This is a genomic window from Erwinia sp. 009765445 (genome assembly GCF_058137865.1).
On sequence record NZ_JBYUWC010000019.1, the window covers coordinates 24,000 to 45,400 of the forward strand.

Genomic DNA, 21,401 nt, shown 5'->3' on the forward strand with positions numbered 1-21,401 from the left:
ACTCCGGAAACCAAAATGCAATCTTACCTTCAAGGGTAGCAGCAGGATTATGGCCGTGGCAATGCGTCAAATCAGCACTTTACGCTTTCAGACATTGCAAAAGTGATTTAATTAGCTGACCAGCGGCTCACGACTGCTTTCATGCTGAAAATATTCAATCAGCTGGGAAACGGTGCACGGGGGGCTGTACAGATAGCCCTGCAGGCGAGAAACGCCGCGCCGCAGCAGCCACCGGGCCTGTTCGCTGGTTTCCACACCTTCCGCGACGGTATGCAGCTCCAGTTTTTTCGCCAGCGTCAGCACGGCATCCAGCACGGGGGAGGCCAACGTTTCATGGCCGATGCTCTGGACAAATCCACGATCGATTTTCAGGTAATCGAAATTGAATTTCTCAAGATAAATCAGGGCAATGTGGCCAGTTCCAAAATCATCAATGGCGATGCTAATCCCCTGATTGCGGATCCAGTCAAACATTTCGATGGCATCATGTTCAGCCACCATGCTCCGCTCGGTGATTTCAAACACATAACTGAAGTGGTCCTGGGGCATCGCCTGCAGCCAGTTGGACACATCACGGCAGAAATTGTTATCGGCCAGATGATTGGGGGATAGATTAAGATTGAGATCTGTTCCGGCAGGCACGGCATGTCTGAATTTATAACTGTCCCGCGCCACCAGCTCAAACAGGTGACGGGTGAGCGGGGCAATAAGGTTTTTGCTTTCCGCATAGCTGATAAAACTATCCGGCGGAATGCGGCCTTCAGTCGGATGGGTCCAGCGCAGCAGCGCTTCCAGACCGCAGGTTTTACCCGTTGCGGCCTCAATCACCGGCTGGTATTCAACGTGAAACTCGCCGCGCTTAATCCCCAGCAGGATCTCTTTACCAGGGCGCATGCGCAGCGTGAGCAGCAGGGAAAAAATACCAGCACCGAGCAGGCTTGGCAGCAACCCGGCCAGCAGCACCATACAGATGTCACGCAGAGGTAGAGTCTCGCCATACAGCAGCAGGGTGATCGGATAGCCTGGAATGGTCACGGTTCGCAGTGGATGGGGGGGCAGAGTGCTGAGGTCGTTGACCTTTTGCTCCCAGCTGGTCAGGGCTTTATCTCCGGCGACGATGGCAATTCCGCTGATTTCCGGCTGGCGGGAGGCCAGCAACAGATAGGAGGTAAGGTTGATATCAATAGTCGTCATTACGCCACTGTCAGGGAAGCGTGGATCTCTCAGCCACATTACCAGTGCTGGCTTGCCGGGTACCATTGGCGTCTGCGCGATCAGGCGAAGATCAACGTCTTTGCAGGTATCGGTTTCCGGGGAGATTTGCGCAATGTTTACCTGCATACTGCCCGTGGCGGAAGAACAAAAGGCTGTTTTGCTGGCGACCAGCAGGATGGCGCGGATATTCAGGGTAAAAGCAGCTCGCTGGGTCAGATCGCTACTGATACTTTCGCAACTGAGCTGAGTGGCGTTTTCCAGCGGGGCAAGCCTGCGGTGTAATTCAGCAATGCTTTTCTCAACAAAGCTTTGGGTATTCCTTGCCAGCCTGTCATGGCTTTCACAGCGACGGTGCCAGATAACAGTCAGGGTAATGATAATAAAAAGCAGAAAAATGAGTAAACCAACGGTCGCACTGTAGCAGGCAATTTTGCGCGGATTGGGAACATGCCGCGTGACTGTTGTAGAAAGTGGCATTGGGTTTGTCTCCCGTTTGTGCCTGTTTTTATTATTACTCTGTCAAACCATGTTCTGGTATAAGCCAGGCAGGATATAACGGTCGGCCGCAATAGTCTTCATATAATTCTGGTTCAAAATGCGTTTTAGACTTTTTCTCGCCGCCCTTTTCCTGAAGCAAAAAAAAACGCTGCCGTGGCAGCGTTCTTTCTCTCGTTTCGCAGACTTCAGGGATCTGAAATCAGCTTTGCGTTCGGCTCAGAACCCGACGCGCATCGCGGTAGCGATTTTTCCAGTAAGAGTCGTTCAGATTAGAAATCATCACGCCACTGCTGGTAGAAGCATGAACGAAGTTATCGTTACCGAGATAGATACCGACGTGGCGACCGGTAGAACCGGCGCGGAACAGCACTAAATCACCCGGGCGTAACTTGCCACGCTGAATGCTTTTTCCCGTATCTTCCTGCTCATAGGTGGAGCGGGGAAGATCCAGACCAAACTGCTCACGGAAGGTGGTCTGGACAAATGCTGAACAATCAATGCCGCGTTTGCTGGTACCGCCAAGGCGGTAACGAACGCCTTTCCAGTCCGAATACTGATCCATCAGACGGGATTTGATATCCACATTCTGGACCATCTGTTCGAATTCATCCTGAGACGCTTGCAGTAAAAAACCGTTCTTGTCTTTAACTGCATGAGTATCAGTTTGTGCATTGTTGCTGGTATTCGTTGAGCTACAGGCTGACAACAGGGTCGCTAATGCGACCGCGGGGATGACCCGCCATATATATCTCAGAATCGGTTGAGACTTGACCATTATGTTTGTGATCCCTTGAAGTCCTTAACGACAATGTCGCCAGATTAAGTTACGAAACGGAACGAGATTAATTAGCGCAGGGAGGTAAGACAATTCCTGAATACTTAAAACGTGTCATCGGGCACAGTTTTAAGTGTAAATCTCAGAAATATTTTACTGATTCTGGCTGACTGAAACCGAGGTTACCCGATTACAAGCCGCATGGCGAGGGGTTTTAACGACTTTTTTATAGGTTTTTATGATATGAAACAGGAACGTCACATAGCGGCCACGTTATCGACATTTGTGGAGAAAACTTAAGGGTAAGAGAGCAGGAAAAGGGAGAAAATCGGTAACTTATTCACAGAACAGATAAAGATCGCTGTTCAATGCGGGCTGGCAGTCGGTTTCACTCCCCAGAAACCATAAAGAAATCTTTTGTGGGCGATTTTATGAATGAGTCAGGGATAACGGTATCCGGCAATAAGAGGCTAAAAATACCTTTTTATTGCCGGATTAAAAAAGTCACCGTTTCCAGAATTACTTAGCGGGCTTATATTTTCCAGGCAGATGGCGATATAAAGCGTTCACTAAATAATCACTGGCTGGCGTAATTAGCAACCAGCTCATTCCCACCAGCACAATAGAAAGAGAACCCACCACCACATCAGTGAACCAGTGAGCACCAATCATTATGCGCGGGCTGGCAAAGAGCAGCACAATTATCACGCTGGTAATAAAGGCCCGGCGGGTGAAATAGCGCAGTATAAAGCAGGTAAAAATCATCAGCATCATGCCGTGGTCACCCGGAAAACTGTCGGCAGAGGCATCTTTGGCTGGAATACCGGTCAGAGTGGCAACGTGATGTACGTCCGGGAAGAACTTGGTCGGACTGGGATGAGACACCGGAATTAAATGTCCAAGCTGATTGAGCACCACTGCACTTAACAGCATCGCAATACCAATAGCAAACATCCGGCGGCGACCCTGTGGGGTTTCGCGGCGCCAGAAACTGAGGTAAAGCGCACCCATTGCTAATAATGCAACGCCATCAAACAGGCGGAAATTGGTGATCGCCAATCCCCACAGCAGCACTTTATTGGTTTCCAGGCGATCGTTGAACCAGTAAAATATAGCTTTATCGATGCTGAACCAAAACCCATGATTTTCAGGAAGATACCATGAGAAAAATAGCGCAAATCCCAGCATGTTCAGCACCAGGATGCTCAGTAAACGTTTAGTAGTCATTGCAGCTTAAGGATAAATTAAGAAAGTAACGTTGCAGATTATACCGGATAACTTAAACGAAGCTTCAACAAAGTTGCCTGCAGCGCGTTCCAGTCGGCCTGAGACTCGTGGATAATTTCGAGCCTACTGTCCGGCGGCGTGCTCTGTCGGGTCTCGATGCGAAAATCTTCGCCCTGACGATTCACGCTTACCAGCCCTTCCCGGATACGCATGACGCCTTTAATTCGGGTGACCGGAGCCAGCCTGACCCACTCAAGCAGGCCGACAGTATCAAAGATGGTTTCTTCATTGAAAACCCAGCCGCAGGAGAAGTAGCCCTGGCCCTGATTCAGCGACCGGCGCCAGCGGGTATTTTGGTTTAGTGAAAGAGCGGCCAGTTGGGACGGCGGCTGCGGGTGATGGTGGTGCCCGTGAGGCAGATCGCGAAAATTTTTCCTGGGCAAATCCAGCAGGGTGGGATCAATTTTGCCAAAACTGGTGGTGACGACCTGGCGTTCAGCCTGATCCTGAGCCTGCCATGATGCCAGTGCCTGGCGGGTTTGTGGCTCCCAGCGATCTTCTTTATTGGCCACAATGATGTCAGCGGCAGCAAGCTGGTCACGAAAGTTTTCATTTTCCACCACCTTCGCCTCGGCAAGCTGGCGCGGGTCGAGCAGGCAGAGCGACGCATTCAGTTCCAGCCACGGGCGGTAAAACTCTGCGCCCAGCATATCCAGGATCTGTTTCGGATGACCCAGACCGGTGGGTTCAATCAGCAGCCGATCCGGTTTTGCCTGCTTCAGCAACATGTTCAGCCCTACCTGCATCGGCAGGCCGTTCACGCAGCACATGCAGCCGCCGGGGATCTCTTTCAGCACCGCACCGCTTTCTGCCAGCAGAGCGCCGTCGATGCCAATTTCACCAAACTCGTTCACCAGCACCGCCCACTTCTCACCGGCAGGTTTGCTGGCCAGCAGATGCAGCAGCGTGGTGGTCTTGCCGCTGCCCAGAAAGCCGGTAATCAGATTTACCCGGGTCATTTCTCTCCCCCTTCAATTTTTAACTTGTTCAATCATTAAACTTTTTACCGGTAGTGCCGATGAAATCTCTGTAACAAAGCACACAATGCGAAAGTTATGACTATGTTATTAAAGCAGCAACTAATTAATGAGGTCTCTATGAACGGCATTAAATTAGCAGTGATTGTTATGCTTTTCACCTCATGGACGAGTAGCACACAGGCAGCGGATTCCAGTTCCGGAATCATTCAGTTCCGTGGTGCAATTGTTGAACCTGGCTGCGATATGGAGTTGCAGCAGAATCAGATCACATCGTCCTGTTATCGGGACGGAAAAACCCGGACTACGGTCTCTTCCCTGAAAGGCAAGCGAGAATTTATTCCAACCAATATTGGAAAATCGGATGTTCGCTGGCTGGATCAGCACCAAAAACAGGGGATTATGACGGTCAGCTATAATTAATGGACGCAGGAAAGGGTTATAACATAACAAAACCGGCGATGCAGGATACATCACCGGTTTTTTAGTGCAGATTACTCAGCGCGGCCCATGTAGCGGCGCTCGGGGATGTGAATACGAATTTTGTCGCCGCTGCTAAGATATTCCGGAACCTGAATCACCAGCCCGGTGCTCATGGTGGCGGGTTTGGTACGGGCACTGGCCGATGCGCCTTTAATACCCGGCGTGGTGTCGACAATTTCCATATCCATCGTCTGCGGCAGTTCCAGCGCCAGGATCTGCCCGTCCATTGTCAGTACCTGAATGCCAGGAATGCCCCCTTCCGGAATAAACAGCAGTTCTTCTTCAATCTGCTCTTTCTTGAACACGTACGGGGTGTAATCTTCATCATCCATAAAGACGTATTCGTCACCGTCGATATAAGAAAAGGTCACCTGGCGGCGGCTCAGCGAAATGGTGTCAATGATGTCGTCGCCCTTGAAACGCTCCTCCACCTTCAGGCCGGTGCGGATGTCGGTAAAACGCATCTTATAAAGCGTGGAAGCGCCGCGGGCGCTGGGGCTCTGAACGTCAATATCTTTAACTAACAGCAACTTGCCGTTAAAGCTGACGGCCATACCTTTTTTAATTTCGTTCGCTCTTGGCATTCTTAAGTCTCGATAAACGGGGGGTGGAAAATTCTCGCGTCAACTTACTCCGGCTGACGGATTCAGGCAAGCACTGACCTGCTAAGGTCGCGAAGAATTACCGTAAACTTTGCGCAAAAACATGCCCGCTAATAAGGATAGTATTCCTTTCTGACGCCTGCTATTGTCGCGCTTTCTGAATGAGGGGATAAAGATGGAGTGCCGTTCTGCCTGTGGGGCCTGCTGTACCGCGCCTTCAATTTCGACACCTATCCCTGGTATGCCCAACGGTAAACCAGCCAATACTCGCTGCATTCAGCTTGATGAGCATCAGCGCTGCAAAATCTTCACTTCGCCGCTGCGTCCTGCGGTTTGTGCCGGACTGAAAGCGGGCAGGGAGATGTGTGGCACCAGCCGGGAAGAGGCAATGACCTGGCTGCTGGATCTGGAGAGGCTGACCGCACCATAAAGCGCGGTGCCATGGTCAACTTTTAGCCTGCGAATTCAGCTTTTACTGCCGATTTCCGACTGCGATTTCTGTTGTCCAGCGGAGATCTGTAGCCACTATTTGTTGGGGGTCAACCAGCAATTGCCGCAGGCTGAACTTCCTTCAGCCGCCAGACGCAGCCCACTGCCAGCACCATCATTCCCACGGCGAACCAAAATACCGCCGAATTTCCCCAGATCTCTGCCACCACGCCTGCCAGCGAACCGCCAATAATCCAGCCCATGCGGGTGGAGTTGGTAAAGAGGGTGGTAGCGGCACCGGCCTGGCCCGGCATCAGATCCTGAAAATAGATCATGCCGATCCCGGCCATTATGCCGATAAAGATGGCATTCAGCAGCTGGATAGCCAGCAGTGGGATTTCACTGGTGAAACAGAGCGTTGAGCCATAAAACAGCAGGCCCGCTATCGCTGAGATCCGCATCATTGGGCGTTTACCGATGCGTCTGGCATAAAAACCGGCCACAAGCATCACCGGTATCTCCAGCCCGGCCGCCATTCCCATCAGCATTCCGGCCAGTTTTTCTGGCAGATGCAGCGTGCCAACGACATATAAAGGCATCGCAATCAGATACAGGCCGTTACAGGCCCACATTAATGTGCAGCCAGTGAACAGCATCAGCGTGTCCCGGCGGTTGCGGCGTGGAGCCTGCAACGGCGCGGTGGTTGCGATCTGCGTTTTGCGCATTGAAGGCAGCATGTAACTGACAACAACAGCACTGACCACAAAGGCCATCGCAGCGCACAGGTACATATTGCGGAAGCCGTATCCCAGCGCCAGCATAAAAGCCAGCGGTGGCCCAATCACCCACGCCAGAGAAATCTGCGTCCTCATCACTGAAGTAAACATAACGCTGTTGCGGCCACTTTTATCCGTGTGCTCACGGGCGAGGGCGAACATCTGTGGTGTGGCGGTGGTCCCGAATGCGGACAGCAACACCCCCAGCAGTAACAGAATGAAGTAACTGCGGTTCCAGGCAAACAGCAAAGAGGCAACGGCGCCTACCAGGCAGCAGACCAGAATCAACGTTTTGCGATCGCCCTGACGGTCAGAGTAGCGCGCAAGCAGCTGGCTGACCAGGATCCCCGCCAGCGCATTAACGGTAAAAAACAGGCCCACCATAAAAGGGCGGGCGTGAACTTCAGTCGAGAGAAACAGGCTGAGAGTTGGGGTCTGTAACGCACCGGCAAGGCCGGAGACAAACGTCACAATCAGGAAAGCCAGCGACTGGCTGTCCGGCAGCACGCGCGCGCGGACAACTGGGGTTTGCATGGGGTAAACAACCATTGTTTGAAAAAACGCCGGAATTTTACGCCTGCGGATGCGTTTTAAAAAGCTGTTTCAAACAGGGAGTCTGAAATCAGCAGAAAAACGCATTTCCTGCACGGGCTTCCGACACGGCTTCAGCAAAAAAAGCCGTCTCACTGAATAGCTGAAGCCGGAAAGCTGAAAGTGTTTATCGCCGCCCTGCAGGTGTCAGCACTTCTTCAGCAAGCGCAGCGGGTAAAGCGTCTTTTTCCGAAAAGAGCTGACAAAATGTGCGTGGCGTCAAAAATCTGCTACGCCGTTAACGGTAATACTTGCCACCTTCGGGGCAACAGGACCAAACTCATTGAAACGTTTCAGCGTCTTCTGTTCAGCTCCTTAAATCACAGAAAACGCTTTTTTTCTCAAATTAGCTGAAACGATTCAATTTCAGCAGCGAGGAGAGCTATGTTCCAGCTTGAACTGTCCGCCATTCATCCCGGTGCTACCGCCGGTGAGAAAGAAGATGCCATTCGCCAGGTTGCTGCGGCGCTGACTGCTGCAGGTAACGTCGGGGAAGGGTACGTTAACGGTATGCTGGCCCGCGAGCAGCAGACTTCTACCTACCTGGGTAACGGTATCGCTATCCCACACGGCACCACTGACACTCGCGATCTGGTTTTAAAAACCGGCGTGCAGGTTTATCAGTTCCCACAGGGCATTGCCTGGGGTGACGACCAGACCGCGTATGTGGTGATTGGTATCGCGGCGAAATCCGATGAACACCTTGCGCTGCTGCGTCAGCTGACTCACGTACTGAGCGATGACAGCGTGGCAGAGCAGTTGAAAACCACCGACTCGGCAGAAACGCTGCGCAGCCTGCTGATGGGCGAAAAGCTGGGCACTGAATTTAAATTTGATACTTCGCTGATCGCTACCGACGTGGCCACCAGCGATCTGATGACCCTGCAGGCGCTGAATGCCGGTCGTTTGCAGCAGGCGGGTGCGGTGGATGCCACCTTCGTCAGCCGCGTGATCTCCTCACGTCCACTGAACCTCGGGCAGGGTATCTGGCTGAGCGACAGCACCGAAGGGAATCTCGGTAGCGCCGTGGCCGTCAGCCGCAGCGCCGCGCCTTTTGAAGTGGAAGGCGAAAAAGCCGCGCTGCTGGTGACCGTTTCCGTGACTGATGACCAGCCGCTTAACGTGCTGAATTACGTTAGTGACCTGCTGTACAAGCAGAAAGCCGACCGTCTGCTGAGCGCTGATGCTGCCGGGATCCTGGCGTTGCTGACCAGCGAAGTGTCTGAGCAGGCTGATGTGCTGACCGAAGAGTTCACGATCCGTAACGAGCATGGCCTGCATGCCCGTCCGGGAACCGCGCTGGTCAGCGTAATCAAACAGTTTAATTGTGATGTCACTGTCACCAACCTCGACGGCAGCGGCAAACCTGCAAACGGCCGCAGCCTGATGAAAGTGGTGGCGCTGGGCGTGAAAAAAGGTCATCGCCTGCGCTTTACCGCCAGCGGTGAAGATGCCCGTGCCGCACTGGATGCGGTGGGTGAAGCGATTGCTGCCGGTCTCGGCGAGGGGGCAGCATGAGCAGACGTGTTGCCACTATCACGCTGAACCCGGCGTATGACCTGGTAGGTTACACCCCGGAAATTGAGCGTGGTGAAGTTAACCTGGTCAAAACCACTGGCCTGCACGCGGCCGGTAAAGGGATCAACGTCGCCAAAGTGCTGAAAGATTTGGGTATCGACGTCACCGTTGGCGGCTTCCTGGGCAAAGAGAATCAGGACGGATTTCAGCACCTGTTCAGCGAGCTGGGTATCGCTAACCGTTTTCAGGTGGTTGAAGGACGTACCCGCATCAACGTCAAGCTGACCGAGAAAGACGGTGAAGTGACCGATCTGAACTTCTCCGGCTTTAACGTTACCGCCCAGGACTGGGAGCGTTTTTCCACTGACTCCCTGAGCTGGCTCGGTCAGTTCGACATGGTCTGCGTCAGCGGCAGCCTGCCTGCCGGTGTGAACCCGGATGCGTTTACCGAGTGGATGAGCGCGCTGCGCACTCACTGCCCTTGCATCATTTTTGACAGCAGCCGCGAGGCGCTGGTGGCCGGTCTGAAAGCCGCGCCGTGGCTGGTAAAACCAAACCGCCGCGAGCTGGAAATCTGGGCCGGGCGCAAACTGCCGACATTGCAGGACGTAATTGAAGCTGCTCACTCACTACGCGAGCAGGGGATTGCCCATGTAGTGATCTCCCTGGGTGCGGAAGGCGCGCTGTGGGTGAACGCTTCAGGCGAATGGATTGCCAAACCACCAGCCTGTGAGGTGGTGAGCACCGTAGGTGCCGGGGATTCTATGGTTGGCGGGTTGATTTATGGCCTGCTGATGCGCGAGTCCAGCGAGCATACGCTGCGTCTTGCAACAGCAGTGGCCGCCATGGCCGTGAGCCAGAGCAACGTAGGCGTTACCGATCGTACTCAGTTGGCCGCGATGATGGCGCGAGTCGACCTACAACCTTTTAACTGACAGCAGGAGAGCATAATGAAAACGCTGCTGATAATTGATTCTTCGCTGGGGCTGGCCACTGGCTATCTGGCAAAAAATATCACTACCGCTGCGGCGGCCGCGAAAGGGCTGACGCTGACGGAGAACCTGGCCGAAGCTGACCAGATCATTGTGGCCGGGAAACAGATCCCAGCTGACAGCAGTCTGGACGGGAAAGCCATTTATCTGGCGGACATCGGGCAGTTGCTGCGTCAGCCGGAAATGGTACTTGAGCAGGCGCAGACGGGCGCCACAACCTGGCATGCTCCGGCGGCTTCTGCAGCAGCAGCGGCACCGGTTGCTGCGGCAGGCAATGGCCCGAAACGTATTGTCGCGGTGACTGCCTGCCCGACGGGGGTGGCTCATACCTTTATGGCGGCAGAAGCTATCGACACCGAAGCGAAAAAACGCGGCTGGTGGGTGAAAGTTGAGACCCGTGGCTCAGTGGGAGCAGGTAATGCGATCACTCCGGAAGAAGTGGCGGCTGCGGATCTGGTGATCGTGGCGGCGGACATTGAGGTGGACCTGGCGAAGTTTGCCGGTAAGCCGATGTACCGGACTTCCACCAGCCTGGCGCTGAAAAAAACCGCCCAGGAGCTGGACAAAGCGGTAGCCGAAGCCAGACCTTACCAGCCGAAAGGCGGCAGCCAGTCTTCTGCTCAGTCTGAAGAGAAGAAAGAGAGTGCCGGAGCCTATCGTCACCTGTTGACCGGTGTGTCTTACATGCTGCCAATGGTGGTGGCGGGCGGCCTGAGCATTGCGCTCTCCTTCGCCTTTGGTATCACCGCCTTTAAAGAGCAGGGTACGCTGGCCGCGGCGCTGATGCAGATTGGCGGCGGCAGCGCCTTCGCCCTGATGGTGCCGGTGCTGGCTGGTTTTATCGCCTTCTCGATTGCTGACCGTCCGGGCCTGACGCCGGGTCTGATTGGCGGGATGATCGCTACCAGCATCAATGCCGGTTTCCTCGGCGGTATCATCGCCGGTTTTATTGCCGGTTATGCAGCCAAACTGATCAGTTCGAAGGTGAAACTGCCGCAAAGTATGGAGGCGTTGAAACCGATCCTCATTATTCCGCTGGTCGCCAGCCTGATCACCGGTCTGCTGATGATCTATGTGGTAGGTACACCGGTCGCGAAAATCATGGAAGGCCTGACTCACTGGCTGGCTAACATGGGCACGGCAAATGCGGTTCTGCTGGGCGCAATCCTCGGTGGCATGATGTGTACCGATATGGGCGGTCCGGTGAACAAAGTGGCCTACGCCTTTGGTGTTGGGCTGCTGAGTTCCCAGACTTACGCTCCGATGGCAGCCATCATGGCGGCAGGGATGGTTCCTCCGCTGGCGATGGGGCTGGCAACGCTGGTGGCCCGCAAGAAATTCAATAAAGGTCAGCAGGAAGGCGGCAAAGCGGCGCTGGTTCTGGGGCTGTGCTTTATCTCTGAAGGTGCAATCCCGTTTGCTGCCCGTGACCCGATGCGTGTGCTGCCTTGCTGCATTATCGGCGGTGCGCTGACTGGCGCTATCTCTATGGCGGTAGGGGCTAAACTGATGGCACCGCACGGTGGACTGTTCGTGCTGTTAATCCCTGGTGCAATCACCCCGGTACTGGGTTACCTGATGGCGATTGTGGTGGGAACGGTAGTGGCAGGTCTGGCTTATGCGGTTCTGAAGCGTCCTGAAGCGGAGCTGGCAAAAGCCTGATTAAGGCAGTAAACGAAAGCGCGGGATAATCCTGTGACAAAAAAAGGCAGGTACAAAGGGTGATGAGCGACTGAAACCAGTCAGCGACATTACCTCAGTACCTGCCCTTATTATTTGCTGTCAGCGGAAGCTCCACTGCACGCTCGCGGCGAAGATCGTAGGGAAAATGATCCCGGCTTCAACGCCCACCTGGCGGGTAAAGTTGTACTGTACGCCATGGTAAAGATAGGGTGAAAAGCCAACGCCGGTGACTTTCTTAAAGGTGTGATAGGACCCTCTGTCACCACAATGGCTGAAAGCATCAAAAAAGAACTCCCCGGTATAGCCGTATATCCCTTTGAAAACCCAGCCTGAATCCCAGGACTGCCAGTCTCTCCTCAGCGCCAGCGACAGGCAGCGATCGTCAAAACTGTTCTTTAAAGTCCCGACCAGCGCGCTGTATTTTGAGTTCTCAGAGAATTTACCTTCTACAGAATAGAACTGATTATTAAAATTCTCGTTATATTGACCGTGGTTGCCCGTCAGATGGTAAACAAATGAACCTGTATTGATGGAGTATAAATTTATTTCGCTCGCATAAGCTCCGGCGCTGACAATCAGTAACGCGAGGGCTGACACCTTGCCAGAAAACTTAAACACTTTATAAACTCTCTTAAAATCAATGTGATATGATTTTTGTGGTGAAAATAAGAGCAATAATAAAGGGCGGCAGATAAACCGGTAATAAACCAGTTCTCTTGCGAGGGGAATATTTGTTCAGAGAAGGAGGAAGTGAATTTATATTGATCTTGATCAGTAAGAAAATTCTTTATGATGGCGGTGAAAGCGCCCCGCGCCCCGGACGGCGCGGGTTGGATATGAACTCAATTCTGCTCGGACTTCAGCCAGGCAATTTCATCTTTCCAGATATCCGGATTGGTGGTCTCCAGAATCATCGGTATGCCGTCAAAGCGGCTGTCTTTCATCATCCAGCTGAACGCCGTTTTGCCGATGTTGCCTTCGCCCAGGCTGTTATGGCGGTCAACGCGGCTGGCGAATTCACTTTTCGCATCGTTCAGGTGCATGCCGCGCAGATAGTTAAAACCGACAATCCGTTCAAATTCCGCGAAGGTTTTCACGCACTCTTCTTCGCTACGCAGGTCATAACCTCCGGCAAAGGCGTGGCAGGTATCGATGCAGACGCCAACGCGGGATTTGTCTTCCACGCCGTCAATAATGGCGGCCAGATGCTCAAAGCGGAACCCGAGATTGCTGCCCTGACCGGCAGTATTTTCAATCACCGCAGTCACGCCCTCGGTTTTATCCAGTGCGATATTGATCGACTCGGCGATGCGTTTCAGGCACTCCGCTTCCTCAATCTGATGCAGGTGACTGCCGGGATGGAAGTTGAGCAGGGAGAGGCCCAGTTGCTGACAGCGGCTCAGCTCATCAATAAAAGCTTCGCGCGACTTCTCCAGCGCTTCCTCTACCGGGTGACCAAGGTTAATCAGATAGCTGTCGTGCGGCAGGATCTGTGCGGAGCTGTAGTTATATTTCTCGCAGGCCGCGCGAAAGGCGGAAATCACTTCATCAGTCAGCGGAGCAGCACGCCACTGGCGCTGATTCTTGGTAAAAAGCGCAAAAGCTGTTGCTTCAAGTTCATGTGCGCGAAGCACCGCCTGATCCACGCCGCCGGCAGCACTGACGTGGGCACCGATATATTTCATGCCGTCTCTCCTGTTAGGGGTTATATCACCTTGCGGGCAATGATAACCGGAAACGGCGGGAAATCATGCCATCAAATGCTGGATCCCAAGGTTAATTGCACCGCCGCCAAGGATCAGCCAGATAAACAGGAGCAGGCCCAGCAGGATGGGTTTCAGTCCCGCCTTCTTCAGAGAACTGAGGTGCGTGGTCAGACCGAGTGCCGCCATCGCCATTGCCAGCAACAGGTTATCCAGCTGGTTCAGGCGGTTTACCAGCGGTAGCGGCAGCAGATGCAGGGAGTTAAACAGCGCCACGCCGATAAAAATCAGGGCAAACCACGGGAAGGCCATTTTTCCCGGCGCGATCCCTGAGGCGCTCTGGCTGTTTCTCAATCTTGCGCTCAGCAATAACAGAAACGGAGCCAGCATCATCACGCGCAGCATCTTGCTGATCACTGCCGCATTCTCCGTTTCCGGGCTGACGGCGTGACCAGCCGCGACAACCTGAGCTACCTCGTGCATTGTAGAACCGGTAAAGACGCCCCAGCGGCTCAGGGTGATAAAAGGCAGATGCGGGCTGACCAGCATCCAGAGCAGGGGATAGATAAAAATTGCCAGCGTGCCGAAGATCACCACGGTGGCTATTGCCACGGTGACCTTTGAACCCTCCGCTTTGATCACCGGTTCAGTGGCCAGAACCGCAGCGGCACCACAGATGCTGCTGCCTGCACCAATCAGCCAGACGGTATCGCGATCCAGACCAAAGACGCGGCGGCCCAGCCAGCAGGCCATAAAGAAGGTGGAGCTGAGTGTCAGAATATCAATCACTATGCCGCTCAGACCGACATCAGCGATTTGCTGCAAGGTCAGCCGGAAGCCGTAAAGAATAATCCCGATGCGCAGCAGGTGCTGCTTTGCCAGCAAAACGCCAGGATCGCACCGATTAGCGAAACGGGGATAAAGTGTGTTACCGACCAGAATACCGGCGATGATAGCGAGGGTTAATGCACTCAGGCCCAGTGCGGCGATGGAGGCCTGATTGCCCAGCCAACTGGCGAAAAGCGCCAGTGATAAAACCAGCAGCAACCCGGCATTGAAGCGAAACGGATGTTGATGAGGATGATAGAGTGTCAGATCGGCCATAGCAGTGCTCCTGTTCAGTGCTGACAGGATGCGGCGTACTGGCTTAAAAGAGAAATTGATTATATATTTATAATTAACCAGAATAAGTAATATTGGTGATGGGCAATGCATATTACGCTAAGACAAATTGAAGTGTTCACCGAGGTGCTGAAGAGTGGCTCCACCACTCAGGCTTCTCAGGTACTGGCTCTGTCGCAGTCGGCAGTCAGCGCCGCGCTGGCGGATCTTGAAGGCCAGCTGAGCGTGCAGCTTTTCGACCGGGTCGGCAAGCGGCTGGTCGTCAATGAGCACGGTCGTCTGCTTTATCCGCGCGCCGTGGCGCTGCTGGAACAGGCCACGGAAATCGAGCAGCTGTTCCGTGAAGATAATGGAGCGCTACGGGTTTATGCCAGCAGCACAATTGGTAACTATTTGCTGCCGGGCATGATTGCCGGATGGCGGCGGGATTACCCGGATTTGCCGCTGGAGCTGAGCGTTGGCAACAGTCAGGATGTGATTAATGCGGTGGCTGATTTCCGCGTCGATATTGGCCTGATTGAGGGACCGTGCCACATGACTGACGTGATCAGCGAGCCCTGGCTGGAGGATGAGCTGGTGGTGTTTGCCGCGCCGGATGCGGAAATCTTCCAACACCCGATCACCCTGGAGAGCCTGGCAGCGGCTCCGTGGATCCTGCGCGAACACGGCTCGGGTACCCGCGAGATCGTCGACTACCTGCTCCTGTCGCATTTGCCGCAGTTCCACCTCGCACTGGAACTGGGTAACTCCGAAGCGATCAAGCATGCCGTTCGTCACGGTATGGGGATCAGTTGCCTGTCACGCCGGGTGATTGAAGAGCAGCTGACGGTGGGAACGCTGAGGGAAGTGCCATTACCGCTGCCACAACTCAGACGTACGCTGTACCGTATTCACCACCGCCAGAAGCACCTGTCCAAAGCGTTGCAGCGCTTTCTGAGCTACTGCACCGAGTAGCTTTGTTTGGGGAAATCTGCGGATAGCCCCGGACAATTCTCAGGGCAATTTCGTTCAGGCTAATAATTTCCCGCCGATCATGAAGCTATCTTATAACGTTGCGGAATCACTATCGCTGTCAGGGTAGTTTGCTACAATCGCGCCTCATTTTAGCCAGAGTACAGCATTTCAAGATGGTTCAGGATAAAACAACAACACAACAACCTGCGTTAAGGCGTGAGTTAAAGGCACGTCATCTGACGATGATCGCCATTGGGGGTTCCATTGGAACCGGTTTATTTGTAGCGTCAGGGGCGACGATTTCCCAGGCGGGTCCGGGTGGCGCACTGTTGTCTTACGCCCTGATCGGCCTGATGGTGTACTTCCTGATGACCAGCCTCGGTGAGCTGGCCGCCTTTATGCCGGTCTCAGGTTCGTTCTCCACCTATGGTTCCAGCTATGTGGAAGAGGGCTTTGGCTTCGCGCTGGGCTGGAACTACTGGTACAACTGGGCAGTGACCATCGCGGTCGACCTGGTGGCCTCACAGCTGGTAATGACCTACTGGTTCCCGGACACGCCAGGCTGGATCTGGAGCGCGGTGTTCCTCTGCGTGATCTTCCTGCTGAATTACATTTCGGTAAAAGGGTTTGGCGAAGCGGAATACTGGTTCTCGCTGATTAAAGTTGTCACCGTGGTGATCTTTATTGTGGTCGGCGTGATGATGATTGTCGGCATTTTCCGTGGCGGTCAGGAAGTTCCCGGCTGGGCAAACTGGCACATTGGTGATGCACCGTTCGCGGGCGGCTTCTCAGCGATGATTGGTGTGGCGATGATCGTCGGCTTCTCCTTCCAGGGCACCGAGCTGATCGGTATTGCCGCGGGTGAATCCGAGGATCCGGCTAAAAATATCCCCCGTTCGGTGCGTCAGGTGTTCTGGCGTATTCTGCTGTTCTACGTGCTGGCGATCCTGGTGATCAGCCTGATCATTCCTTATACCGACCCGAGCCTGCTGCGTAATGACGTGAAGGATATCAGCGTCAGCCCGTTCACGCTGGTCTTCAAACACGCAGGTCTGCTCTCCGCAGCAGCGGTGATGAATGCGGTGATCCTGACGGCGGTGCTGTCTGCCGGTAACTCAGGAATGTACGCTTCCACCCGTATGCTGTTTACCCTGGCCCGCGAAGGCAAAGCGCCGCGTATTTTTGGAAAACTGTCTAAGGGTGGAGTGCCGCGTAATGCGCTGTATGCCACCACAGTGGTTGCGGCTCTCTGTTTCCTGACCTCTATGTTTGGTAATCAGGAAGTCTACCTGTGGCTGCTGAATACTTCCGGAATGACCGGTTTTATCGCCTGGCTGGGGATCGCTATCAGCCACTATCGCTTCCGTCGCGGCTATGTGAAGCAGGGCCTGAATGTGGCGGATCTGCCGTACCGTTCAGGTTTCTTCCCGCTGGGACCGATCTTTGCCTTCGTGCTGTGTCTGATCATTACGCTGGGGCAGAACTACCAGGCGTTCCTCGCGGACCGCATTGACTGGTACGGCGTGGCAGCGACTTATATCGGTATTCCGCTGTTCCTGATTATCTGGTTCGGTTATAAGCTGACGAAGAAAACCCGCTTCGTGAAGTACAGCGAAATGGCGTTCCCGAAGTTTAAGGGATAAGATCAACGCTCTGTGATAAAGGCGCGGAAATCCGCGCCTTTTGCCTTTTCTGGCGTCGGTAATACCCGTTTACAAATATTATTGATAACTATTATCATTTGCTTTAATGTTACCGCCTTGACTTTTCCCCCTTTTTCCAGGTACAACGATGAGTTTGACCCACGACACAGGCCGATACGCCACTCAGGAGCAGAACCAGGTGATGGGCCGTTATCATCAGGTGCTTCGCCACCGTTTGTTGATCATGGGCGTACTGGTGCTGGCGATCCTGGCTTCGTTGCTGCTAGATTTCACTCTTGGTCCGGCCGGTCTGTCTCTCTCCACGCTGTGGCAAACGCTGCTGTCGCCGGAGAGCGTGGATGCCGGAACCCGCGTCATTGTCTGGGATATCCGTTTACCCTACGCGCTGATGGCGGTGGTGGTGGGGCTGGCTCTCGGCCTGGCCGGGGCAGAGATGCAGACTATCCTGAATAACCCGCTGGCCAGCCCGTTCACGCTGGGCGTCTCTTCAGCAGCGGCATTTGGTGCGGCGCTGGCAATCGTGCTGGGGATTGGTATCCCCGGCATACCCGATCAGTGGTTTATCTCGGCGAACGCCTTTTTCTTCGCGCTGTTTGCGGCATTGATGCTGGACGGTGTGACGCGCTGGACCCGTGTAGCCAGCTCCGGCGTGGTGCTGTTCGGCATCGCGCTGGTGTTTACCTTTAATGCGCTGGTTTCGATGATGCAGTTTATCGCCAGCGAAGACACGCTGCAGGGGTTAGTGTTCTGGACCATGGGCAGCCTGGCCCGCGCCTCCTGGCAGAAGCTGGGCGTGCTGACGCTGGCCTTTGCCATCCTGGTGCCGTTCTCAATGATGAGTTCGTGGAAGCTGACCGCGCTGCGCCTGGGTGAGGACCGGGCGGTGAGCTTTGGGATTGACGTGCGCCGTCTGCGCCTGGCGACGTTGCTGCGTATCAGCATCCTGTCCGCGCTGGCGGTGGCCTTTGTCGGCCCGATTGGTTTTATCGGCCTGGTGGCACCGCACATTGCCCGGCTTGTATTTGGCGAAGATCACCGCTTCTATCTGCCTGCCAGTGCGCTGACCGGTGCGCTGGTGCTGTCGCTGGCCTCTGTGGTCTCGAAAAATCTGGTGCCGGGCGTGATCATTCCTGTGGGCATCGTCACCTCGCTGGTGGGCGTGCCGTTCTTCCTGAGTATTATTCTGCGCCACCGGGGGAATGTCTGATGGACGGCCTGAAAATCAGTGGCTTCCATGCCGGTTACCCGAAACGCAAAATCATCAGCAACCTCAACGTTCCGCTGCTGCCGCGTGGCAAAATCACCGTGCTGCTGGGACCGAACGGCTGCGGCAAATCCACGTTGCTGCGTTCTCTGGCCGGATTAAATCGTGCTCAGGGAGAGCTGTGGCTTAATGGTCACGAGATGATGGGGCTGCCGTTTGCCCGCCGGGCTGAGAAAGTGGTTTATCTGCCGCAGTCCCTGCCTGCCGGAGTCCATCTGCACGTGCTGGAATCGATTATCGTGGCGCAGCGTGCTTCCGGTGGGCGCAGCAGCGCATCCGGTGAAGCGGAGGTGATGGAGCTGCTTGAACGGTTGGGGATTGCGCATCTGGCTATGAGCTTTCTCGATCAGCTTTCTGGCGGACAGAAGCAACTGGTGGGGCTGGCGCAGTCGCTGATCCGTCGTCCTGAGCTTTTATTACTGGACGAGCCGCTGAGTGCCCTCGATTTAAATTATCAGTTTCACGTGATGGATTTAGTGCGCCGTGAAACCCGCAAGCGCAACATTATTACCGTTGTCGTGGTGCATGATATTAATATTGCATTGCGTCACGGCGAGCATGTGTTAATGCTGCAAAACGGCGAGCTGATCGCAGACGGCCTGCCGGAAGAAGTGATTACCCCGGAAAGTCTGGCGAAAGTCTACGGCGTGAAAGGCCGTATCGAGCGCTGTTCTCAGGGCACGCCACAGGTATTGATTGATGGCCTGGTGACTGAGCCAGGTTTCTGAATCCGGGGGCGGAATTTATTTCGCCTCTGTATTTCCACTCAGAGAAGACTGAATAGTTAACCGGAAAAATATCCGGAATTTAACAGGGGTAACTCTGTGATTTAAGTGTGAGCAAAAGGTATTGAAAACACTTTTTTAGTTTATATGCGCCTCAAGGAGAATAGCATGCTCAGGTTGAACCCTGCCGTAAATTGCGGGCTGTGCGCGTCCGCGCTGGCCTTCAGTTTCCCCGTTGTTGCTGACGAGCGGGAAGAGAAAGACGATGTGATGGTGGTCACGGCTTCCGCCACGGAAGTGAACCTCAAAGATGCCCCCGCCAGCATCAGTGTGATCACTGCGGAAGAGATTAAACGTAAGCCGGTGCAGAACCTGCGTGAGGTGCTGCGCGACGTGCCCGGCGTGCAGTTGACCAACGAAGGGGACAACCGTAAAGGCATCAGCCTGCGCGGTCTGGACAGCAGCTATACGCTGATCCTGATCGATGGCAAGCGCGTGAATTCCCGCAACGCCGTCTTCCGCCATAATGATTTTGACCTCAACTGGATCCCCGCCGACGCTATCGAACGTATAGAAGTGGTGCGCGGTCCGATGTCCTCACTGTACGGCTCGGATGCACTTGGCGGCGTGGTGAACATTATCACCCGTAAGGTGGGTAAAGCCTGGCACGGGACTTTCAGTGTGGATACTACCGTGCAGGAGCATCGCGATCGGGGCGACAGCTATAACGGAAATTTCTTCACTGGCGGGCCACTGATTGACGATTTGCTGGGGGTGAAAGTCTACGGCAGTCTGGGCAAGCGGGAAAAAGACGGTCAGCAACCTTCTGTCACTTCTGCCACGGGCCTGACGCCGGGTATTGAAGGCTATACCACTCGCGACGGCAACGTAGAGTTCTCCCTGACACCCGGCAAAACTCAGGATATGACCTTTGGCTACGGTTTTAACCGCCAGGATCGTTCGTCCGACTCGCTGGATAAAAATCGCCTGGAGCGGCAGAACTACTCGCTGGGTCACAATGGTCGCTGGGGTTGGGGAAACACCGAGCTGCGCTTTTATGGCGACCGGGTGGATAATTACACCAGTGGCGACAACATTGTTTCCAAAAATAACTCGCTGGACGGCAAGCTGATCCTGCCACTGGGCGATCTGAACCAGCTGCTGACTTTCGGCGGGGAAGCCCGGCACGACAAGCTGGAAGATCCGGTCAATCTGCAGGGCAGCGGCAAAACCTCTGCCAGTCAGTATGCGCTGTTTGTGGAGGACGAATGGCGGATTTTCGATGCGCTGGCGCTGACCACCGGCGTCCGTATGGATGATCACCAGACCTATGGTGACCACTGGAGTCCGCGAGCCTATCTGGTTTACAGCGCAACGGACACTGTGACGCTGAAAGGGGGCTGGGCCAATGCCTTTAAAGCCCCTTCATTGCTGCAGCTCAGTCCTGACTGGCAGACCAACTCCTGCCGTGGCAGCTGTGCGATTGTCGGCAGTAAAGATCTGAAGCCGGAAACCAGCGAGAGTTTTGAACTGGGGATCTACTACACGGGTGATGAAGGCTGGCTGGACGGTATTACCGGCAGCATCACTGCTTTCCAGAACAACGTTGATGATATGATCAACATCTCACGGACTGCCTCAACGGCGCTGGCTCCTGGTTACAGCAACTTTGTAGGCTTTGACGAAAACGGGCGTCCGGTATTCCGCTATTACAACGTCGATAAAGCCCGAATCAATGGGGTGGAAACGGAGGTTAAAGTCCCGTTCAGTGATGAGTGGAAACTGACGCTGAACTACACCTATACCGACGGGCGTGATTTGAGCAACGGTGGCAACAAGCCGCTGGAAGAGATGCCGCTGCATACCGCCAACAGCACGCTGGACTGGACGCCGCTACAGGACTGGTCTTTCTATCTTCAGGCTAATTATTCTGGTCAACGCCGCACACTGAATAATGATGGTGCAACACCGGGGGGTTATGTGCTGTGGAATACCGGTGGATCCTGGCAGGCAACCAAAGCCGTTAAGCTGCGGGCAGGGGTGATGAACCTGACGGATAAGGAACTGAGTCGCGACAGCTACAGTTATAGTGAAGATTGTCGCCGTTATTTTGCTGCGGTGGACTATACATTCTGATCTTGTC

Annotated in this window: 19 protein-coding genes; 10 read left to right on the forward strand and 9 right to left on the reverse strand. The window is 54.3% G+C overall.

Features of this window, described 5'->3' with window-relative positions; translation table 11 throughout:
* Positions 1-111 precede the first annotated feature (111 nt).
* From AC3Y5R_RS19175 to AC3Y5R_RS19190, 4 genes are all read right to left on the reverse strand, one after another.
* The gene (locus tag AC3Y5R_RS19175) at positions 112-1,692 is read right to left on the reverse strand and encodes a cyclic di-GMP phosphodiesterase (protein ID WP_489922651.1); all 1,581 of its coding nucleotides are present in this window, start codon (positions 1,690-1,692) and stop codon (positions 112-114) included.
* Positions 1,693-1,912: 220 nt separating this feature from the next.
* Positions 1,913-2,488, reverse strand: coding sequence for a bifunctional murein DD-endopeptidase/murein LD-carboxypeptidase (gene mepS / locus AC3Y5R_RS19180; RefSeq protein WP_158783612.1), 576 nt, complete (start codon positions 2,486-2,488; stop codon positions 1,913-1,915).
* Positions 2,489-3,007: 519 nt separating this feature from the next.
* Positions 3,008-3,715, reverse strand: a complete 708-nt coding sequence (locus AC3Y5R_RS19185) for a phosphatase PAP2 family protein (RefSeq protein WP_489922652.1) — start codon at positions 3,713-3,715, stop codon at positions 3,008-3,010.
* 38 nt (positions 3,716-3,753) lie between these two features.
* Complete coding sequence (locus tag AC3Y5R_RS19190) at positions 3,754-4,734, reverse strand: CobW family GTP-binding protein (RefSeq protein WP_489922653.1); 981 nt, start codon at positions 4,732-4,734, stop codon at positions 3,754-3,756.
* Between the two features lie 138 nt (positions 4,735-4,872).
* On the opposite strand from AC3Y5R_RS19190, the gene AC3Y5R_RS19195 reads away from it, so the two are divergent.
* Positions 4,873-5,175 carry a hypothetical protein gene (locus AC3Y5R_RS19195; RefSeq protein WP_489922654.1) on the forward strand — a complete coding sequence of 101 codons (303 nt, stop codon included), beginning with the start codon at positions 4,873-4,875 and terminating at the stop codon, positions 5,173-5,175.
* Positions 5,176-5,246: 71 nt separating this feature from the next.
* Here AC3Y5R_RS19195 and yeiP read toward each other — a convergent pair whose 3' ends face one another.
* Entirely contained in the window at positions 5,247-5,819 is a 573-nt protein-coding gene (gene yeiP / locus AC3Y5R_RS19200) for an elongation factor P-like protein YeiP (RefSeq protein ID WP_489922655.1), read from the reverse strand.
* A gap of 193 nt (positions 5,820-6,012) precedes the next feature.
* Between yeiP and AC3Y5R_RS19205 the strand changes: the two genes are divergently transcribed.
* A complete protein-coding gene (locus AC3Y5R_RS19205; protein ID WP_158783607.1) occupies positions 6,013-6,267 on the forward strand; it encodes a YkgJ family cysteine cluster protein in 255 nt (84 codons plus the stop codon).
* Positions 6,268-6,376: 109 nt separating this feature from the next.
* On the opposite strand, the gene AC3Y5R_RS19210 is transcribed toward AC3Y5R_RS19205, so the two are convergent.
* Entirely contained in the window at positions 6,377-7,576 is a 1,200-nt protein-coding gene (locus AC3Y5R_RS19210) for a sugar efflux transporter (protein ID WP_489922656.1), read from the reverse strand.
* Positions 7,577-8,017: 441 nt separating this feature from the next.
* On the opposite strand from AC3Y5R_RS19210, the gene fruB reads away from it, so the two are divergent.
* From fruB to fruA, 3 genes are read left to right on the forward strand one after another with little or no spacing between them, the layout of a single operon-like run.
* On the forward strand, positions 8,018-9,151 hold the full coding sequence (gene fruB / locus AC3Y5R_RS19215; RefSeq protein ID WP_489922657.1) for a fused PTS fructose transporter subunit IIA/HPr protein: 1,134 nt from the start codon (positions 8,018-8,020) through the stop codon (positions 9,149-9,151).
* Entirely contained in the window at positions 9,148-10,086 is a 939-nt protein-coding gene (gene fruK / locus AC3Y5R_RS19220; protein ID WP_489922658.1) for a 1-phosphofructokinase, read from the forward strand. The genes fruB and fruK overlap by 4 nt, the downstream gene beginning before the upstream one ends.
* Before the next feature lie 15 nt (positions 10,087-10,101).
* Positions 10,102-11,805, forward strand: coding sequence for a PTS fructose transporter subunit IIBC (gene fruA, locus AC3Y5R_RS19225; protein ID WP_489922659.1), 1,704 nt, complete (start codon positions 10,102-10,104; stop codon positions 11,803-11,805).
* Between the two features lie 120 nt (positions 11,806-11,925).
* On the opposite strand, the gene AC3Y5R_RS19230 is transcribed toward fruA, so the two are convergent.
* From AC3Y5R_RS19230 to AC3Y5R_RS19240, 3 genes are all read right to left on the reverse strand, one after another.
* Positions 11,926-12,444, reverse strand: coding sequence for a hypothetical protein (locus tag AC3Y5R_RS19230; protein WP_489922660.1), 519 nt, complete (start codon positions 12,442-12,444; stop codon positions 11,926-11,928).
* A 224-nt stretch (positions 12,445-12,668) separates the two neighbouring features.
* The gene (gene nfo, locus AC3Y5R_RS19235) at positions 12,669-13,511 is read right to left on the reverse strand and encodes a deoxyribonuclease IV (protein ID WP_489922661.1); all 843 of its coding nucleotides are present in this window, start codon (positions 13,509-13,511) and stop codon (positions 12,669-12,671) included.
* A 63-nt stretch (positions 13,512-13,574) separates the two neighbouring features.
* Positions 13,575-14,633, reverse strand: a complete 1,059-nt coding sequence (locus tag AC3Y5R_RS19240) for a YeiH family putative sulfate export transporter (protein ID WP_489922662.1) — start codon at positions 14,631-14,633, stop codon at positions 13,575-13,577.
* 105 nt (positions 14,634-14,738) lie between these two features.
* On the opposite strand from AC3Y5R_RS19240, the gene yieE reads away from it, so the two are divergent.
* The 5 genes from yieE (at position 14,739) to cirA (ending at position 21,394) form a co-directional block, all read left to right on the forward strand.
* Entirely contained in the window at positions 14,739-15,605 is an 867-nt protein-coding gene (yieE, locus tag AC3Y5R_RS19245; RefSeq protein WP_158783600.1) for a DNA-binding transcriptional regulator YeiE, read from the forward strand.
* 173 nt (positions 15,606-15,778) lie between these two features.
* Positions 15,779-17,248 carry an amino acid permease gene (locus AC3Y5R_RS19250; RefSeq protein ID WP_489922663.1) on the forward strand — a complete coding sequence of 490 codons (1,470 nt, stop codon included), beginning with the start codon at positions 15,779-15,781 and terminating at the stop codon, positions 17,246-17,248.
* A gap of 148 nt (positions 17,249-17,396) precedes the next feature.
* Positions 17,397-18,476: a FecCD family ABC transporter permease gene (locus AC3Y5R_RS19255; protein WP_489922664.1), complete on the forward strand. Its 1,080-nt coding sequence runs from the start codon at positions 17,397-17,399 to the stop codon at positions 18,474-18,476.
* Positions 18,476-19,261: an ABC transporter ATP-binding protein gene (locus AC3Y5R_RS19260; RefSeq protein WP_489922665.1), complete on the forward strand. Its 786-nt coding sequence runs from the start codon at positions 18,476-18,478 to the stop codon at positions 19,259-19,261. Before AC3Y5R_RS19255 ends, AC3Y5R_RS19260 begins: the two co-directional genes overlap by 1 nt.
* Before the next feature lie 165 nt (positions 19,262-19,426).
* Positions 19,427-21,394 carry a catecholate siderophore receptor CirA gene (gene cirA, locus AC3Y5R_RS19265; protein WP_489922666.1) on the forward strand — a complete coding sequence of 656 codons (1,968 nt, stop codon included), beginning with the start codon at positions 19,427-19,429 and terminating at the stop codon, positions 21,392-21,394.
* Positions 21,395-21,401 lie beyond the last annotated feature (7 nt).

What these genes read in the sequence shown, in the direction of transcription:
- AC3Y5R_RS19175 (WP_489922651.1), bottom strand. Translation starts at nt 1,692, where the DNA reads ATGCCACTTTCTACAACAGTCACGCGGCATGTTCCCAATCCGCGCAAA.
- mepS (WP_158783612.1), bottom strand. Translation starts at nt 2,488, where the DNA reads ATGGTCAAGTCTCAACCGATTCTGAGATATATATGGCGGGTCATCCCC.
- AC3Y5R_RS19185 (WP_489922652.1), bottom strand. Translation starts at nt 3,715, where the DNA reads ATGACTACTAAACGTTTACTGAGCATCCTGGTGCTGAACATGCTGGGA.
- AC3Y5R_RS19190 (WP_489922653.1), bottom strand. Translation starts at nt 4,734, where the DNA reads ATGACCCGGGTAAATCTGATTACCGGCTTTCTGGGCAGCGGCAAGACC.
- AC3Y5R_RS19195 (WP_489922654.1), top strand. Translation starts at nt 4,873, where the DNA reads ATGAACGGCATTAAATTAGCAGTGATTGTTATGCTTTTCACCTCATGG.
- yeiP (WP_489922655.1), bottom strand. Translation starts at nt 5,819, where the DNA reads ATGCCAAGAGCGAACGAAATTAAAAAAGGTATGGCCGTCAGCTTTAAC.
- AC3Y5R_RS19205 (WP_158783607.1), top strand. Translation starts at nt 6,013, where the DNA reads ATGGAGTGCCGTTCTGCCTGTGGGGCCTGCTGTACCGCGCCTTCAATT.
- AC3Y5R_RS19210 (WP_489922656.1), bottom strand. Translation starts at nt 7,576, where the DNA reads ATGCAAACCCCAGTTGTCCGCGCGCGCGTGCTGCCGGACAGCCAGTCG.
- fruB (WP_489922657.1), top strand. Translation starts at nt 8,018, where the DNA reads ATGTTCCAGCTTGAACTGTCCGCCATTCATCCCGGTGCTACCGCCGGT.
- fruK (WP_489922658.1), top strand. Translation starts at nt 9,148, where the DNA reads ATGAGCAGACGTGTTGCCACTATCACGCTGAACCCGGCGTATGACCTG.
- fruA (WP_489922659.1), top strand. Translation starts at nt 10,102, where the DNA reads ATGAAAACGCTGCTGATAATTGATTCTTCGCTGGGGCTGGCCACTGGC.
- nfo (WP_489922661.1), bottom strand. Translation starts at nt 13,511, where the DNA reads ATGAAATATATCGGTGCCCACGTCAGTGCTGCCGGCGGCGTGGATCAG.
- AC3Y5R_RS19240 (WP_489922662.1), bottom strand. Translation starts at nt 14,633, where the DNA reads ATGGCCGATCTGACACTCTATCATCCTCATCAACATCCGTTTCGCTTC.
- yieE (WP_158783600.1), top strand. Translation starts at nt 14,739, where the DNA reads ATGCATATTACGCTAAGACAAATTGAAGTGTTCACCGAGGTGCTGAAG.
- AC3Y5R_RS19250 (WP_489922663.1), top strand. Translation starts at nt 15,779, where the DNA reads ATGGTTCAGGATAAAACAACAACACAACAACCTGCGTTAAGGCGTGAG.
- AC3Y5R_RS19255 (WP_489922664.1), top strand. Translation starts at nt 17,397, where the DNA reads ATGAGTTTGACCCACGACACAGGCCGATACGCCACTCAGGAGCAGAAC.
- AC3Y5R_RS19260 (WP_489922665.1), top strand. Translation starts at nt 18,476, where the DNA reads ATGGACGGCCTGAAAATCAGTGGCTTCCATGCCGGTTACCCGAAACGC.
- cirA (WP_489922666.1), top strand. Translation starts at nt 19,427, where the DNA reads ATGCTCAGGTTGAACCCTGCCGTAAATTGCGGGCTGTGCGCGTCCGCG.